Consider the following 16,850-nt stretch of genomic DNA (forward strand, 5'->3'; position numbering starts at 1 on the left):
ATGCTCAGCCCCGGCGTGCAGCTCGGCAACCGATACCGTCTCGACGAGCGGATCGCCAGCGGCGGCATGGGCGACGTCTGGCGCGGCACCGACCAGGTGCTCGGCCGGACGGTCGCGGTGAAGAGCCTGCTCCCCGCCCTGCTCGACGACCCCGACTTCGGTGAGCGGTTCCGCCACGAGGCCCGCACGATGGCCACCATCAACCACCCCGGCGTGGTGGACGTCTACGACTTCGGCAACGACCAGCAGATCGCCTTCCTGGTCATGGAGTACGTCGAGGGTGACGCCCTGTCGTCCACGTTGAGCCGGGTCGGCCGGCTCACCCCGGCGCGGACGATGGCCCTCGTCGCGCAGGCCGCCGACGCGCTGCACGCCGCGCACGAGAAGGGCATCGTGCACCGCGACGTCAAGCCGGGCAACCTGCTGGTCCGGCCCAACGGCACGCTGGTGCTCACCGACTTCGGCATCGCCCGCTCCGACATGGTCGGCCAGCTCACCGCCGCCGGTTCGGTGCTCGGCACCGCCTCGTACATCTCGCCGGAGCAGGCCACCGGCGGCGTGGCCACCCCGGCGTCCGACGTGTACGCCCTCGGCGTGGTCGCCTACCAGTGCCTGGCCGGTCGGCGGCCGTTCGAGGGCGACAACCCCCTCGACATCGCGATGCGGCACGTCCGGGAGACGCCACGGCCACTGCCGGCCGACATCCCCCCGCAGGTGCGCGCCCTTGTCGAACGGGCGTTGGCGAAGGATCCGGCCGCCCGCTGGCCGAGCGCCGCCGCACTCGCCGGGGTCGCCCGTCAACTCAAGGCCGCGCTCTCCCAGCAGGCCCGGGCCGCCGGCAACTCCGGGCCGGTCTCCGCGGCGCCCGCCTCACCCGCCGCGCCCGGTCGGGCCCAGGTGCCGCAGGCACACCAGATGCGTCCGCCGACTGCCCGCCCACCGGTGGCCGGAGCGAGGCCGACAGCGATCGCACCCGCCCAACAGCCACGCCCCACCGCCGTCACGCCGGCCGTCCAGCCCGTCCGGACACCTGGCGCACCGAACGGCTACCCGCGCGGTGCGGCAGCGGTGCCGTCCGGGCCACCCCGGCAGGAACACCCGCCGGCGTACGTCCGGCAGGCCGGCCCGGCGACACCGTCACCGCAGCCCCAGCGGTCCCGGCCTGGAATGGTGCTCCTCGCCATCCTGCTGGCCGTGCTGGTCCTGCTCTGCTCTGGCGTGATTTCCTACAACCTGCGGAAGCAGTCGCAGGCCGGTGTATCCGCCGGGCTGGCGCCGCGCACCGTGACGTCCGGCGCGCTACGACTCGACGGGCGCGACGATCCGACCCGGACGTCGTACCGTCGGGAGGTACGACTCCAGCCGGGCGACGGCGGGGCGACGACGAGCGAAGGACGACAGACGCGATGACAGCGCAGGCCCGCCTGCTCGGTGGCAGGTACCAGGTCGGCGAGCTGCTCGGCTATGGCGGCATGGCCGAGGTGCACCGTGGTCGCGATCTCCGGCTCGGTCGGGACGTCGCGATCAAGATGCTCCGCACCGACCTCGCCCGGGACGCGACGTTCCAGATGCGGTTCCGCCGGGAGGCGCAGAACGCCGCCTCGCTCAACCACCCGGCCATCGTGGCGGTCTACGACACCGGCGAGGAGACTGCGCCGACCGGTGAGACGCTGCCGTTCATCGTCATGGAGTTCGTCAATGGGCGGACCTTGAAGGAGGTCCTCGGCGCCGAGGGGCGACTGCAACCGCGCCGTGCGCTGGAGATCTGCGCCGACATGTGCGCCGCACTGGAGTTCAGCCACCGGCACGGGATCATCCACCGGGACATCAAGCCCGGCAACGTGATGCTCACCCAGACCGGCCAGGTCAAGGTGATGGACTTCGGCATCGCTCGGGCGCTGGCCAGCGGCGCGACCACGATGACCCAGACCAGCGCGGTCATCGGCACGGCCCAGTATCTTTCACCGGAGCAGGCACGCGGCGAGGCCGTCGACGCCCGCTCCGACGTGTACGCGGCTGGCTGCGTGCTCTTCGAGTTGGTCTGCGGGCACCCGCCGTTCGTCGGGGACAGCCCGGTCAGCGTCGCGTACCAGCACGTACGGGAGACGCCGCCGACGCCGAGCGACATCAACCCGGACGTCACCCCGGCCGTCGACGCGATAGTGCTCAAGGCGCTGTCGAAGAACCCGCTCAACCGCTATCAGAGTGCTGGCGAGATGCGGGCCGACCTGCTCCGCGCCGCCGCCGGCCGGCCCGTGCTGGCCACACCTGTGCTGCGCGAGGCGGAGACGGTGGCGATGGCCCCGGCCGGCGGTGGGGGCGGCTATCCGCCTTCCGGCCGTGGGCCGCAGACCGGGCAGATCCCGGCCCGGGTGGGCGACCCCCGCCAGCGCAAGGCGTCCTCCTGGCTGATAGCGATGTTCAGCGCGGTCGGCGTACTGGCGGTGATCGCCCTGGTCGCCGCACTGCTCTGGAGCCAGCAGAAGGGCAACGACCTGAAGTCGGTGCCCACCCTCACCGGCAAGACCCGGGACGTGGCGATCGCCGAGATCCAGAAAGCCGGTCTGTCCGCACAGGTGGGTGACCCGGTGCTGGCAAGTGACTGCACCGAGGGCACTGTCGTTCAGCAGAACCCGCTGCCGACCACCCAGGTGAAGCAGAACGGCACTGTCACCATTCAGATCTGTGGTGGGAAGCCCGAGGTGCGCGTTCCCGCCGGGCTCAAGGGCAGCAAGCGGGAGAGCGCTATCGCCCGGCTCACCGAGGCGAAGCTCAAGTACGACATCAACACGGTGAACGACGAGGCGAGCCAGGACGAGGTACTGAAGGTCGAGCCGCCCGAGGGCGAGAGCGTCCCCGAGGGCACGAAGGTCACGCTCACTGTCTCGAACGGCAAGGTCCGCGAGGTGCCGGACGTCGTCGGGTTGAGCCAGGAGGAGGCCACCCGCGTCCTCCGGAACGCCGGCTTCACTGTCGTCGTGCAGGACGGGCCGGAGGTTCCCGCCGACCAGGCGGGGAAGGTCACCGACCAGAGCCCGAACGGCAAGGAGAAGAAGCCCACCGGCACGAGGGTGACCATCAAGGTGAGTCAGCCGGAGCCGGAAACCGACCCGACGCCCACAGGGACGCCGACGACCACGCCGACGGGCACGCCGACCACTCCCGGCGGTGGGGGCGGCATCGGTCTGCCGATCCCGCCTCCGCCGGGCCGGCCCCAGGACTAGGCCACCTCCGGGCATCGGCATGACCGAGGCTGAATCGTCGGCGGTCGGGCCGGTGCGGCGGTGGCCCCGACACCTTCGCCGGCTGGCCGTCGCGGGCCTCGTCGTCCTGGTGCTGGCCAGCTCCCCGTGGCTGTGGACGACGCTCGCCGCACGCGGCCACCTGTACGCCGTCGCCGACGCGCCGGCCGCCGACGTGGTGATCGTCCTCGGCACCGAAGTGGCACCCGATCGGCAGCGACCGGGGGATCGTCTCGCCGGCCGCCTGGACACCGCCGCCGAATTGGTGAACAGCGGGCGGGCCACTGTCGTCCTCGTGTCGGGCGACGGCGGAGGCGCGTCAGGCGACGAACCGGCGGTGATGGCGAACTACCTCGCCGAGCGCGGCGTCGACAGGCGTCGGGTGGTGGCCGACCCGTTCGGCCTGGACACCTACGACAGCTGCGCGAGAGCGAGGGAGGTGTACGGCGTCGAGCGGGCCCTGATCGTCACCCAGTCGTACCACCTGTCGCGGGCGGTGACGCTGTGCCGGCAGCTCGGCGTCGACGCCGACGGGGTGACCGCCCGCTGCGATGGTTGCGGTGCCGCCCTGCTCGCCGAGAAGTCGGCTCGGGACTACTTCGCCAGTGGCAAAGCGGCGTGGGATGCGGTGCGCGACCGACCGCCCGCGGTGCGTTCGCCTGCGAATTCCGCTGTCCAGGACGCGCTGCGTGGCTGACCCGACCGGCACCGGCTCCCGACGTCAGGGTGCCTGAGCCCTGACGGTCCGGCCCCCTCAGGTGGTGGCGAAGGCCGCCAGACGACGCGCGTCCACCTCGGCGGCCAGCGCGGGTGCCCGCTCCAGCGCCTCGGGGTGACCGCAACTGGCCAGCCAGTTGGCCAGCATCAGGTGACCGCCCTCGGTGAGCACCGACTCCGGGTGGAACTGGACGCCCTCGATGGGCAGCGTCCGGTGCCGCATCGCCATCACCACGCCGGAGCCGGTCCAGCCGGTGACCTCCAGCTCGTCGGGGAGCGTCTCGGGCAGCACGGCGAGCGAGTGGTACCGGGTGGCGGTGAACGGGTCGGGCAGACCGGCGAGTACGCCGACCGAGTGGTGTCGTACCTCGGAGGTCTTGCCGTGCAGCAGCTCGGGGGCGCGCGTCACTGTCGCCCCGAAGGCCTCGCCGATCGCCTGGTGACCGAGGCAGACGCCGAAGATCGGCAGCTGGCCCGCGTACTCCCGGATGACGTCCAGGCAGATGCCGGCCCGATCCGGGCTGCCCGGACCGGGCGACAGCAGGATGCCGTCCGCGCCAACAGTGCCCACCTCGGCGACGTCGATCTCGTCGTTGCGACGGACCTCGCAGTCCACGCCGAGCTGGCCCAGATACTGCACCAGGTTGAAGACGAAGGAGTCGTAGTTGTCGATCACCAGGACGCGCATGGTCACCTGCTCGGGGAGGGGGGCGCGGGGTTGTTCTGGTCGGTGTCGTACGGCAGTTCGTGATCGTCGCCGGCCGGGGTCTCCCCGGTCACCGGATCGCCGCCGCCACCAGTCTCGGCGGGTACGCCGGACTCGACCTGCACGTCGTCGAAGGGCAGCAGGGGCTCGGCCCATGGGAAGGCGACGTACCACAGCAGAGCCACCGTGGCGGCCACCAGGAGCACCGAGCCGGTCAGCTTTCCGACCACGCCGAACGGCAGCTTGCGCCAGATGAACGCGTACACCGGGTCAGCCTCCCAGCTCCGCCGGACGGCCCGCGGACTTGGGTTGGGTGCGGTCCAGTTCGGCGTGGATGATCAGGCGCTGGTAGTTGTCGAACTTCGGGTTGCACGTGGTGAGGGTGAGCATCCGCTTGGTTGCCTTCTTGTTCGGCTCGCCGGGCACCGGCGCCACCACCTCGACCTGGGTCGGCCGGACGATGCGGGACTGCGACACCCGGTAGACGTACCAGTCGGTCTTGCTCTCGACCACGATCGGGTCGCCCTCGTCCAGCTCGTCGAGCCGCCAGAAGGTGGCCCGGTTGCGGTGGCCGGCGACGGAGAAGTTGCCCACCTGGCCGGGGAGCGCGCTGGTCGGGTAGTGGCCGGGGGCGAAGCGGATGTCCTGCTGGGTGACGCCCTCGACGACGACCCAGTTCTTGTCGAGCTTGGGGATGTAGAGGCCCGCGAGAGGCTTTCCGCGTACCGGTGGGGAGGGTTTGACGCTCGGGCCCACCGACGGGGCGACAGTCGGGTCGTCGGTGGGACCCCAGGCCTGGGCCAACTCGTTGTTGAGGTCGTTCTGGTGGGCGTCGACGATCGCCGACTTGCCCCAGACCTCGTAGCCGGCGAAGAGCAGGACCACCAGGCCGAAGGTGATCAGGATTTCGCCGGTGACGCGGACCCCGGTGCGCAGTCGCGAACCGAACGACGGACGGGTCAGCTCGGAGTAGACGCTCTTGTAGCCCTCGCCGGTCTGGTGCGGCCGGAGTTGCACCACCCGCTCGCCGCGTCGGGGTTGGGGAGGTTCGGCGGAGTTGGCGCCGGCCGGTTCATCCGGGACGGCGGTGCGGGGGACGGCACCCATCAACGCGGTCGAGTCCATGGTCGGCGGCCTGCTGGCAGGAGTGGCGGGCACGGCCGGAATCAACGCGGTGGCGGCCGGATCGTCGCCGCGATCCCCGCCAGCGCTCGGCGGGACCCGGCTCGGCCCGGTCGGCGGGACCCGATTCGGCCCGCTCGGCGGGAAGCCTTCCGGTCCGGCCGCTGCGACGCGGTCGGGGGCGGCCGGGGAGACCGGTGCGGCCGGGGAGCCGGTGGGTCGGCCGGGCCGAGCGGTGACCTGCGGAATGTACGCGGTCGGCGAGTCGGCCAGCGGCGGCGTCGAGGGCCCGGAGGAGACAGGCCGGCTCGGTGTGCCGGAGGCCGCCGGCCGGGTCGGCATCGGCATCCCGCCGGGTGTGGCCGGGCGGGTCGGTGCGGCACCTGGCGGGTTGCCGGTGGTCGGCGGTCGGGTCGGTGCGGCACCCGGCGCGGTCGGTCGGGTGGACGAGGCGCTGGGTGCGGGGGGTCGGGTCGGGGCGTTGCCTGGGGCAGCGGGCCGAACCGGGCCCTGGTTGCTGGCGGGTGGTCGGTCGGGGGTGGTCGCGGGGGGAACCGCAGGACCGCCGTGTGAGCCTGGCCGGGCGGCTGCGCTGCCCGGCCAGGGCGGCGGCGCTTCGGCACCCGGGCGGCCCGGGGTCCCGTTCGGCTCGGGTCGGGTCGCGCTCGGCGGCTGCTGCTGGGTTGGCGGTTGCTGCTCGGCTCGTGGCGGTTGCAGCACCGGCTCGGGCCAGTTGCTGGCCGGGGTCGGTCGGCCCGGTGCCGGCTCGGGCCTGTCGAACTTGGGCAGAAAGGCGGTCGGCTCGTCGGTCTGGTCCCGGTGTCGCCCGTCGCGTTGCTCGTCCGGCCCGCTCACTTGGGCACCGTAGCCGAGCGCAGGGCGGTGGAGTCCTCAAATGCGGGAACTCGCACCGTGGAGGCCGTCTCGTTGTAGCCAAGCTGGTAGTCGTCGACCGCGTCCTTGAACAACCGGACTCCCTGAGAGCTGGCGAGGGCCTGCTGGAGGGCAGCGGGATCGCCGATCGCTACGATCTTGAACGGTGGGGAGTACACCCGGCCGTGCAGTAGCAGGGTGTTACCGACGCAGCGTACCGCGCTGGTGGTGAGCACGCGGACATTCATGATTGACATGGCCTCCGCTCCGCCGGCCCAGAGCGCGTTGACCACCGCCTGCACGTCCCCCTGATGCACCACCAGGTCGTCGTTGCTGGCGTCCGACTGCGTCTGGTCGAGCTGGGGCGCGTCGTTCAGCTCGACGGTGACCCCGGGCCCGCTGAGGGCGGTGAACCCGGCGTTCTGGAGGCTGCCCTGGGCGCGATTCTGCTGAGCCTTGATCGGCGCGTCCGAGCCGGCCAGCGTGTTGGTCCGTTGTTCGACCTCGCCACGCAGTGTGGCGGCGCGGCGCTCGCTGGCGGCGACCTGTTCGCGGCGGTCCTCGATGAGCTGGTTGAGCTGGGGTCGCCGGTCCTCCCGGAGAGCGGTGCCGCCTGCGGTGGTCGCGGTGGTGGTGAAGAGCAACCCGGCCGCTGCGGCGATCAGTGGCACCCCGATCGACCAGCCCGGACGGCGTTGGCGCGGTCGCCGGGGCAGCAGCCCGGCGGCGGCCCGTCGGAGGACCTTCTGCCAGGAGGTTGCGCCGGATGTGTACTCCACCGAGCGTTCCTTCCGCGTGTCGGGGATCGGTCCGTGCCGGCTGGGCCGGTGATGCGAACAGTCCCGCCTCTTTCGGTCACTCCGTGCACCGGCCTGACCCCATTCGTGGTCCAGGCGGCCAATCGGGACTACGCTAGCTCTCGAACATTATTGGCCATGGACCGTCGCCCCCGCGCCCGGTTGTCAGGCCGGACGAGGTCGTCACCCCTCTGGAGAGCGCCGTGCCCAAGTCTCAGGTCCGTAAGAAGAAGGTGTACACCCCGCCGACGGACGTTCGTCCGACGACGACGGCGTCGTCGCGCAAGCCTAGCCCGGTGTGGTTGCCGATCACCGCGGTCGCCTTGATCGTCGTCGGGATCGGCTGGCTGGTTCTCTACTACCTGTCCGAGCAGGAGTACCCGGTCATGGCGTGGGGTTACTGGAACCTCGCCGTCGGCTTCGGTGCGATGGTCGCTTCGCTGGCGTTGCTCTCTCGCTGGCGCTGATCCGGGCAGACCGCCGCGTCGGCGGTCCCACGTCACCCCGTCGAGCCCCTGCCCAGCAGGATCGGGTGGGGCCCCCTATGGTGTGCGCAGGCAGCGCGGCCTACTGCGAGATGACTCACGTTACCGCCGGGTAACCTTCGCGTAGGCTGCACTGCATGACCGAGCAGAGCGAGGTCATCAGGCAGCAGACCGGGGAGGCCAACTCGATGGGCAGCGTCCAGATCGTCACCACGATCCTCGCAGCCGCCATCACCGCCGTGGCGGTGTGGCTTGCGGTGCGTGCGGTCCTGAAGATGGTGGCAGTCATCCGGCTCGGGCAACCCGCGCCGGAGCGGTTCTCCGACAAGGTCGCCCGCGCCAGGACGATGCTGGTGGAGACGGCCGGCCATACCCGGATGCTCAAGTGGGGCGTGGTGGGCGCCGCGCACTGGTTCGTGATGGTCGGTTTTGTCGTGCTGTCGCTGCTGGTGCTCGAGGCGTACTTCGAGGTGGTCACCACCGACGGCGGTCTGCCGATCATCGGGCACTGGACGATCTTCGGTCTGGTCACCGAGATCATCGGGGTGCTGGGTCTGGTCGGCATCCTGGTGCTGATGGCGATCCGGCTGCGCAACCGGCCGACCCGCCCGGGTGGGCGGTCCCGGTTCACCGGCTCGACAATGTGGCAGGGCTACTTCGTCGAGTGGATCGTGCTGCTGGTCCTGATCTTCGGCTTCGTGATCCGGGGCTTCAAGGTCGCCACCGACCACTTCGAGTTCCCGTTCTGGGCCACCCCGGTCAGCCACGCGGTCGGTGCGGTGCTGCCCGACTGGGCGGACGGCGTCAGCGTCGCCGCGGCCATCAAGATCATTATTTCGATGACCTGGCTGATCGTCATCTCCCTGAACGTCACGATGGGCGTCGCCTGGCACCGCTTCCTGGCGTTCCCCAACATCTTCTTCAAGCGGGAGCCGGCCAGGCCGGCCGGCTCCGGTCTCGGCGCGCTGCGCCCGATGACGAGCCAGGGCAAGCCGCTCGACTTCGAGGAGGCCGACCCGGAGAAGGACCAGTTCGGCGTCGCCCACGTCGAGCAGTTCAGCTGGAAGGGCCTCCTGGACTTCAGCACCTGCACCGAGTGCGGTCGCTGCCAGTCGCAGTGCCCGGCCTGGAACACCGGCAAGCCCCTGTCGCCCAAGCTGCTCATCCTGAGTCTGCGCGACCACGCGTATGCCAAGGCGCCCTACCTGCTGGCCGGCGGCGGCAAGGACCTGACCGGCGAGGAGAAGGCCACCCAGGCCCAACTCGCCCACCTGGACGTGCTGGCCCTCGCCGAGGCCGACAAGCCGTTGATCGGCACCGCCGAGGAGGGCGGTGTCATCGACCCGGACGTGCTCTGGTCCTGCACCACCTGCGGTGCCTGCGTCGAGCAGTGCCCCGTCGACATCGAACACGTCGACCACATTGTCGACATGCGCCGCTACCAGGTGCTCATCGAGTCGAGCTTCCCCTCCGAGGCCGGGGTGATGCTGCGCAACCTGGAGAACAAGGGCAACCCGTGGGGTGCCCCGCAGAACACCCGTGAGGACTGGACCAAGGGCCTGGACTTCGAGGTGCCCCGGGTCGGCGAGGTGGACGACTTCGAGTACCTGTTCTGGGTCGGCTGCGCCGGCGCGTTCGAGGACCGGGCCAAGAAGACCACCCGCGCGGTGGCCACGCTGCTCAACGAGGCGGGCGTGAAGTTCGCGATCCTGGGCGAGGGTGAGACCTGCTCCGGCGACCCGGCGCGACGGATCGGCAACGAGTTCGTCTTCCAGATGCTCGCCCAGCAGAACGTGGAGACGCTGAACGAGGCGTTCGAGGGCCGCGAGAAGGCGAAGCGCAAGATCGTCGCGACCTGCCCGCACTGCTTCAACACACTGGGCAACGAGTACGGGCAGCTCGGCGGGGAGTTCGAGGTGGTCCACCACACCCAACTGCTCGCGCACCTGGTGTCCACCGGCAAGCTCACGCCGGTGCAGCCGGTCGACGGTGGCGTCACCTACCACGACCCCTGCTACCTGGGTCGGCACAACCGAGTCTTCGCGGCCCCCCGAGAGGTCCTCGGCGACGCCATCGCGGGCGACCTGACCGAGATGCCGCGTAACAGCGAGCGCTCCTTCTGCTGCGGCGCCGGTGGCGCCCGGATGTGGATGGAGGAGAAGATCGGCAAGCGGATCAACGTGGACCGGGTCGAGGAGGCCATGGCCACCGGGGCGAAGACGGTCGCCGTTGGTTGCCCCTTCTGCTCGACGATGCTCAGCGACGGGGTCAACGGCAAGGGCGCCGGCGAGCAGGTCGAGGTGATCGACGTGGCGACCGTCCTGCTGCGCTCGGTGAAGCCGGCGGCCCCGACCGCTGAGCCGGAGGTCGCGCCGACCGCAGGCTGAGGCGTACCCCCGGCGGAAGCTGAACCACGACGGCGGCGGCACCCGTGCCGCCGCCGCTCGTTCAGCTGGTGGTGGTGGTGACGATGGCCGCGGTGGTCGCGACCATCAGCGCGGCCTGCATCTCGTCGATGGCCTTCTTGGCCGCGGCCGAGGCCCAGTCGGCCGTGGCGATCTCGTCCATCCGGGCCTTCACCCGCTCCTTCGGCAGCTCGCGGAAGAGCTTGCGGTCCAGGCCTACCGCCCGGGTCAGGGTGAGCAGCGCCGCCGTCCGGGCGTCGACCGGGCCGTTGCCGGTCAGCGCCACCGCCATCCGCTCCCGGACTTCGGTCTCCACCGCCGGCGGGGCACCGGTCGGCGAGGGATAGCGGGTACGCGGGAAGACCAGCAGCACCCGGTCTGACTCCCGGCGCAGCACCCCGGTCTCCACGAGGCCGTCGAGCACCCGCTCCGGCAGGCCCTTGGCCAGCTTGCCGATCCAGTTCTTCGGTTTGCGGGGCCGCCCGGCGGCCAGCATGGTCAGGGCCTCGTCCAGTAGCGGCACCCCGATCGCTGTGGGATCGGTCACCACGAGGTGCTTGTCCGTCACCTCCACCCGGCCGGCGAGCGCCAGTTCCAGCAGCACCGCGCCGGCAAGGCCGTAATCGAGTTGTGGGCGTCCGAGCCGATTGGCGCCGTCGTCGTCGTACGCGAGCAGGACCAGTTCATCGGTGAGCAGCAGACTGTCCATGCCACCACGCTAGCGGGGGCCCGCCGCCGGCACTCCCGTGTCACAATCACGCACATCGACGGACTTTTTGTTCTAGCGCTGCTGCCGCTGATCGGTTTCGTGCTGCTGACCGTCGGCAACGCGTTCTTCGTCGCGGCCGAGTTCGCCCTGGTCACAGTCGACCGGGCGGAGATCGACAGGCGGGCCGCCGCGGGCGACCAGGCCGCCCTGACGGTACGCACAGCGTTGCGCGAACTCTCCTTCCAACTCTCCGGGGCGCAGCTCGGCATCACCATCACCGCGCTGCTCACCGGCTACCTGGCCGAGCCGGCGCTGGCCCGGCTCTTCACCCCGCTGCTGCGCCCGCTGGCCGGAGACAGCACCGAGCGGCTCACCCCGTTCATCGCGTTGGCCCTGGCCACGCTGATCTCCATGCTCTTCGGCGAGTTGGTGCCGAAGAACGCGGCGCTGGCCCGGCCCATGCCGGCGGCGCTGGCCACGGCCGGCCCGATGCACACCTTCTCCCGGACGTTCGGTTGGGTGATCCGCGGGTTGAACGGCTCGGCGAACCGACTGGTCCGCGCGCTCGGCGTGGAGCCGCAGGAGGAGTTGGCAAGCGCCCGCTCACCGGAGGAGTTGGGCCTGCTGGCGGGCATCTCGGCGCGGGCCGGCGCGCTGCCCACGGACACCGCGATGCTGCTGCGTCGCACCATCCGCTTCGGTGACAAGCGGGCCGCGGAGGCGATGACCCCCCGGGTGGACGTGGTCGCGCTGCGCTCCACGGCCACTGTGGCGGAACTGCTGGAGGAGTCGCGGCGGACCGGGCGGACCCGGTTCCCCGTGTACGAGGAGACCCTGGACCTGGTGACCGGTGTGGCCGGCGTGCCCGACGCGTTGGGCGTGCCGCTGGCCGACCGCGCGTCGACCCGGGTCGGCTCGGTGGCCCGCGAGCCGGTGTACGTGCCGGAGAGCCTGAACCTGGACGGTGTCCTGGCCGCCCTGAAGGCGGCCGGGGCCGACCTGGCCATCGTGGTTGACGAGTACGGCGGCACGGACGGCGTGGTGACCGTCGAGGACCTCGTCGAGGAGTTGGTCGGAGAGATCGCCGACGAGTTCGACCCGGCGAGCGTGGACGACAACGGGTCGGCCGAGCTGACAGTGCCGGGCGGTGAACGGACGGTGCTCGTCGACGGTGTGCTCCGCTCCGACGAGGTGGCCGAGCAGACCGGTTTCCGGCTGCCCGAGGGGCCGTACGAGACGTTGGCCGGGTTCCTGATGGCTCAGCTCGGGCACATCCCGCTGGCCGGTGAGACGGTCGAGACGGACGGCTGGGAGTTCACGGTGGTCGAGGTGGAGCGGCACCGGATCGAGCAGGTCCGGGTTTTGCGCCCGGCGGATCCGGACGACGATGACTGAGCTGCTGGTGACGGTGCTGTTGCTGCTCGGCAACGGGTTCTTCGTGGGCAGCGAGTTCGCGCTCATCGCGTCCCGCCGGACGGTGATCGAGCCGCTGGCCGCCGGGTCGAAACGCGCCCGCTGGGCGTTGTCGGCGATGAACCAGATCCCCCTGATGATCGCTGGCGCGCAGCTCGGCATCACGGTCTGCTCGTTGGGTCTCGGCGCGATCGCCGAACCGGCGCTGGCTCACCTGCTGGAGCCGCCGTTCCACGCGGCCGGCCTGCCGGAGCGGGCGGTGCACCCGGTGGCGTTCGTGCTGGCACTGGGCGTGGTGGTCTTTTTGCACACGGTCGTCGGTGAAATGGTGCCGAAGAACATCACGCTTGCCGGTCCGGAGGTCTCCGCGCTCTGGCTCGGCCCGGCGATGCTGGCATTCTGTGTGGCCACCAAACCGTTGTTGCTCGCGATGAAATGGGCGGCCCGACGGGTGCTCGCGTTCTGGCGGATCGAGGCGTCGGAGGCGGTGAAGACGGTGTTCACCGCCGAGGAGTTGGCCGGGTTGGTCTCCCAGGCGCGGACCGAAGGGCTGCTCGACGCGGAGCAGCACGCGCGGATCACCGGAGCGCTGGCCCTGCATGCCCGGACGGCGGCCGACGCGCTGCAACCGTGGTCGACGGTGGTGACGGTGGCCGAGGACGTCTCGCCGGCGTCACTGGAGGTGCTGGCGACCCGGACCGGCCGGTCCCGGTTCCCGGTGGTGCAGCGGTCGACCCGTCGGGTGCTCGGCTTTGTGCACGTCAAAGACGTGCTCGGGTATGCCGGGCAGGGCCGCCGGTCCCCGGTGCCGGCCGACGTCTACCGGCCGCTGGCGGTGGTGCCGCCGGACCGTACGCTGGCCGATCTGCTGCTGGCCATGCGTCGCGAACGGCGGCACATGGTGCTGGTCAGCGACGGGCGGCGGCCACTCGGCGTGGTCACTCTTGACGATGTATTGACCGCAATCGTTGGGTGATGGACCAATACCCTTGGTGTGCAAGCGGTTGCACGACAGTGATGGTTACCGCGCTCGCCTTGATTACCGCCCCGAGCTTCCCTAATGTGGGGCACCGACCGCTGTGGGTCGTCTGCCTCGGCCCTTCCCTCACGCGAGGCGCCCGGCGGTCGGTTGCAAAGGAGTCGGTGCCGGTGGCAACCATGCCCCCTCATCGTCACGACCTGAATGCGTCTGCTCGCTCTGGTGGCCTGCGTCGCGTCGCGCACCGGGTGCTGATCCTGGTCGCCGCGGCGGCCGTCGGCGCCGGTCTGCTGACCGCGCCGGCACATGCCGCGCCCACGGTCGACGAGATCGAGGCTCAGATCGACAAGAAGTGGGAGCAGTTGGAGCCCACCATCGAGCAGTACAACAAGGTCCGGGCGCAGCTGAAGGTCAACCGGCAGAAGTCGGCGAACCTGCAGAAGAAGATCGAGCCGCTGGCGTTGCAGAGCGAGCTGGCGCTCAACCGGGTGGGCGACCTCGCCTCCCGTTACTACATCTCGGGCCCGTCGCACGACATCGGCGCGCTGCTGGTCAGCGCCAAGCCGGACACGCTCACCGAGCAGCTCACCATCCTCGACCGGCTCGCTTCGCAGGAGCGCAAGGAGGTCGAGGGTGTGCTGGCCGTGCGGGCCAAGTACGACGGCGAGAAGCAGAAGCTGGACGCGCTGATCGTCACCCAGACCAAGCAGCAGAATGAGCTGGCGGCGAAGAAGAAGCAGATCGACGGCGAGATCAAGCAGCTCGAGGCGTCGATGCCCAAGACCACTGTGGTGACCGCGGCCTGCCCGACCATCAACGGGGTGGTCAGCGCGGCGGCCCGCACCGCGATCAAGACCGCCTGCGGCAAGGTCGGCAAGCCGTACGTCTGGGGTGCCACCGGCCCGAACTCGTTCGACTGCTCGGGGCTGACCCAGTACGCCTACAAGGCGGCCGGGATCTACCTCACCCACCACACCGGCGACCAGTGGAACGAGGGCAAGGCCATCTCGCGGGGCGATGCCCGCCCCGGCGACCTGGTCTTCTTCTTCTCCGGCCTGAGTCATGTCGGGCTGTATCTGGGTAACAACCAGATGGTGCACGCGCCACGTGCCGGTAAGCCGGTGCAGGTGTCCAGCATCACCACAATGCCCATCGCCGGGTTCCGCAGACCCGGCTGATCCACCTCGCGCGACACGACGGCCCCCGGTCACCGACCGGGGGCCGTCGTGGTTCTCAGCGGGGCGCGCCCACCGGGGACGGCAACAGCTGCACGTCGGCGAGGTCGACGTACATGATCCGGTGGCCGAACTGGATCTGCGCGTACCGGTTCTTGCCGCGGATCACCGTCCAGTCGCCGGGTGAGGAGCCGTCGAACGTGCTGGCCCGGTAGTACTCGCCGGCCAGCACCGCGCCGACGGCGTACCGCTGCCCGGCGGCCAGGGTGTACTGGAGCGGCGAGATCGCCTGGTAGGGCACCCCTTCCGGGTACGCGGACTGCTCCGGGTACGCCCGTCCGTAGACCGGAATGGTGGTTCGGCCGGGCTTCGGCGTGGCCACCACGCCGACTGTCCAACTGGCGGTCGGCGCGGACGCCGGGTTGTGGAACCAGGCCCGCTGCCCGAGGTACCAGATCGCCGTCCAGTCACCCTGCCGCCCGGCCAACGCGTACGTCTGCCCGGCGGATGCCCGGGCCCCGTGGTCGGACACGGACATCGTGTTCGGGGTGCCGTCCGGACGGAGCGCGATGTCGTTCACCAGCGGCGCGTCCGCCGACGGTGCGCTGCGCAGCACCACAGCGGAGGAGCCGCGTGGCGCGCAGGGCACGCCCGCTGTGACGCAGTCGGTGAACGCCGGCTGGTTGGTGGCGTAGTCCGGGTCGATCCGGACCAGCCCGGTGGCCGGGGTGCCGGTGTCCAGTCGAGGCGCGTGCAGCAGGTCGAAGTAGTGCGTCCAGTCCCAGTACGGGCCCGGATCCCAGTGCATCCCCCGCACTGTCGAGGGAATGGTGCCGGGCACGTTGTCGTGGCCGATGATGTGCTGGCGGTCCAGCGGAATGCCGTACCGCAACGCCAGGTGCCGGACCAGCTTCGCCGAGGTCCGGTACATCGCCTCGGTGTACCAGGTGCCCTGCGCCGCGAAGCCCTCGTGTTCCAACCCGATCGACTTCGCGTTGACGTACCAGTTGCCGGCGTGCCAACCGACATCCTTGGTCTTCACGTGCTGGGCGATGTGCCCGTCGACCGACCGCAGCGAGTAGTGCCAGCTCACGTAGGTCGGATCCTGGACGAGTTGCAGGGTGGTGGCCCAACTCGCCTCGGTGTCGTGGATGACTATGTACTCGATCTTCTGCCGTGCGGGCCGGTCGGAGAGGTCGTGGTTGCCGTAGTCCCCGTCGCCGAACGCCTCGTAGGGCGCCGGGATCCACTCGCACGAGATGCTGCGCGGGCACTCCACCCCGTCCGGGCGGGCCAGGCGGCGCAGGCCCAGCCGGTCCAACCAGGAACGCTCGGGCCGCACCGCGCGGGCCGGCAGGCTGACCCGCTGGCCGTCGTCGGTCACCCGGGCTTCGCCCGCGCCGATGGTGGTGAAGACCTCGTCGGCGAAGGCCGCGGCGGCGTCGGCGCTGTCCGCGCCGGAGTAGCGGGCCACCGCGCCGTACCAGGCCGCCGGGTCGGTGTCCGCGCCGACCGGCGCGCCCAGATCCCTCTGGTACGCGCTCAGCAGCGCAGCCCCACCCCGGATGTTGAGACCCGCGTCGGTGCGCAGTGCCTCGGGGGTGGCGCCGGTCAGCGTGGCGGCGGCGTCGACGGTCTGCAACGCGGCGGTGGACGGCGCGGGTGCCTCGACCGGCCGGGGCGCGGGCACCAGTGCGGAACGGGAGTCGTCGCCGCGCGGGTCCTCGGCGCCGGCGTCGTGGTGGCCGCGCTCGGGGAGGGCGGCCACGTGCCGGGCATCGGTCAGGTGCATCGGGCCGTAGCCGCCACTGGTGCTCGGTGTGCCGGCGTTGGTGTCCCAACGGGACTCCAGGTATGAGACGCCGAGCAGCACGACGGCCGGCACGCCGTACTCGCTGGCCGCTGCGGCGTACTGCTGCTGGCGGTCGGTGGTGGGCGCGGCTGCGGCCGGGCCGGCGGAGAGTGGCACCGTGGTCGCGGCGGCTACCACAGTGGCGGCGAGCAGTGCGCGCCAGCCGGCCGACAGGGTTGGATGGTGCATCGAACCCCCTAGATTCTCGCGGAGTGAGGTCAGGTCACCATCGCGCCGTCCGGGAGGTCAGGTCAATACCTTTCCATCTATCGAAGCTTGCAGAAAGAATTCTTCACACACGGTCGGTGACGTCGTCCAATCGGTACGGAGTGTCACTGCCGCACGGGTTGCGGATTGGTAACAGGCGTCTCTACT

General features: G+C 70.7%; 14 protein-coding genes. 8 read left to right on the forward strand and 6 right to left on the reverse strand.

Going from position 1 to position 16,850, the window contains the following annotated elements:
* The 3 genes from AB0K35_RS10465 to AB0K35_RS10475 are packed head-to-tail and all read left to right on the forward strand — an operon-like array spanning position 1 to position 3,939.
* Positions 1-1,410: a protein kinase gene (locus tag AB0K35_RS10465; RefSeq protein WP_363884839.1), complete on the forward strand. Its 1,410-nt coding sequence runs from the start codon at positions 1-3 to the stop codon at positions 1,408-1,410.
* Entirely contained in the window at positions 1,407-3,224 is a 1,818-nt protein-coding gene (pknB, locus tag AB0K35_RS10470) for a Stk1 family PASTA domain-containing Ser/Thr kinase (protein ID WP_238669710.1), read from the forward strand. Before AB0K35_RS10465 ends, pknB begins: the two co-directional genes overlap by 4 nt.
* Before the next feature lie 19 nt (positions 3,225-3,243).
* Entirely contained in the window at positions 3,244-3,939 is a 696-nt protein-coding gene (locus tag AB0K35_RS10475) for an ElyC/SanA/YdcF family protein (RefSeq protein WP_238669711.1), read from the forward strand.
* A gap of 57 nt (positions 3,940-3,996) precedes the next feature.
* Here AB0K35_RS10475 and AB0K35_RS10480 read toward each other — a convergent pair whose 3' ends face one another.
* From AB0K35_RS10480 to AB0K35_RS10495, 4 genes are read right to left on the reverse strand one after another with little or no spacing between them, the layout of a single operon-like run.
* Positions 3,997-4,647: an aminodeoxychorismate/anthranilate synthase component II gene (locus tag AB0K35_RS10480; RefSeq protein WP_112621287.1), complete on the reverse strand. Its 651-nt coding sequence runs from the start codon at positions 4,645-4,647 to the stop codon at positions 3,997-3,999.
* Positions 4,648-4,649: 2 nt separating this feature from the next.
* A complete protein-coding gene (locus AB0K35_RS10485; RefSeq protein ID WP_238669712.1) occupies positions 4,650-4,931 on the reverse strand; it encodes a hypothetical protein in 282 nt (93 codons plus the stop codon).
* A 4-nt stretch (positions 4,932-4,935) separates the two neighbouring features.
* Positions 4,936-6,642 (reverse strand): class E sortase, encoded by a 1,707-nt coding sequence (locus AB0K35_RS10490; protein WP_363884842.1) that lies wholly within the window; start codon positions 6,640-6,642, stop codon positions 4,936-4,938.
* Positions 6,639-7,439, reverse strand: a complete 801-nt coding sequence (locus AB0K35_RS10495) for a DUF881 domain-containing protein (protein ID WP_238669714.1) — start codon at positions 7,437-7,439, stop codon at positions 6,639-6,641. The genes AB0K35_RS10490 and AB0K35_RS10495 overlap by 4 nt, the downstream gene beginning before the upstream one ends.
* A gap of 221 nt (positions 7,440-7,660) precedes the next feature.
* Here AB0K35_RS10495 and AB0K35_RS10500 point away from each other — a divergent pair, with 221 nt between their 5' ends.
* Positions 7,661-7,924 carry a cell division protein CrgA gene (locus AB0K35_RS10500; RefSeq protein ID WP_238669715.1) on the forward strand — a complete coding sequence of 88 codons (264 nt, stop codon included), beginning with the start codon at positions 7,661-7,663 and terminating at the stop codon, positions 7,922-7,924.
* Between the two features lie 206 nt (positions 7,925-8,130).
* A complete protein-coding gene (locus AB0K35_RS10505; protein ID WP_238669760.1) occupies positions 8,131-10,329 on the forward strand; it encodes a (Fe-S)-binding protein in 2,199 nt (732 codons plus the stop codon).
* Positions 10,330-10,390: 61 nt separating this feature from the next.
* Here the strand turns inward: AB0K35_RS10505 and AB0K35_RS10510 are convergent, their stop codons facing one another.
* On the reverse strand, positions 10,391-11,056 hold the full coding sequence (locus AB0K35_RS10510; RefSeq protein ID WP_363884845.1) for a GPP34 family phosphoprotein: 666 nt from the start codon (positions 11,054-11,056) through the stop codon (positions 10,391-10,393).
* Positions 11,057-11,137: 81 nt separating this feature from the next.
* Here AB0K35_RS10510 and AB0K35_RS10515 point away from each other — a divergent pair, with 81 nt between their 5' ends.
* The 3 genes from AB0K35_RS10515 (at position 11,138) to AB0K35_RS10525 (ending at position 14,626) form a co-directional block, all read left to right on the forward strand.
* Complete coding sequence (locus tag AB0K35_RS10515) at positions 11,138-12,451, forward strand: hemolysin family protein (protein WP_363885264.1); 1,314 nt, start codon at positions 11,138-11,140, stop codon at positions 12,449-12,451.
* A complete protein-coding gene (locus AB0K35_RS10520; protein WP_112601088.1) occupies positions 12,444-13,445 on the forward strand; it encodes a hemolysin family protein in 1,002 nt (333 codons plus the stop codon). Before AB0K35_RS10515 ends, AB0K35_RS10520 begins: the two co-directional genes overlap by 8 nt.
* Positions 13,446-13,612: 167 nt before the next feature.
* Complete coding sequence (locus tag AB0K35_RS10525; RefSeq protein WP_357360924.1) at positions 13,613-14,626, forward strand: NlpC/P60 family protein; 1,014 nt, start codon at positions 13,613-13,615, stop codon at positions 14,624-14,626.
* 55 nt (positions 14,627-14,681) lie between these two features.
* Here AB0K35_RS10525 and AB0K35_RS10530 read toward each other — a convergent pair whose 3' ends face one another.
* The gene (locus AB0K35_RS10530) at positions 14,682-16,664 is read right to left on the reverse strand and encodes a peptidoglycan recognition family protein (protein ID WP_363884847.1); all 1,983 of its coding nucleotides are present in this window, start codon (positions 16,662-16,664) and stop codon (positions 14,682-14,684) included.
* Positions 16,665-16,850: the final 186 nt, after the last annotated feature.

This window comes from Micromonospora sp. NPDC053740 (genome assembly GCF_040677775.1).
GTDB lineage: Bacteria > Actinomycetota > Actinomycetes > Mycobacteriales > Micromonosporaceae > Micromonospora > Micromonospora alfalfae.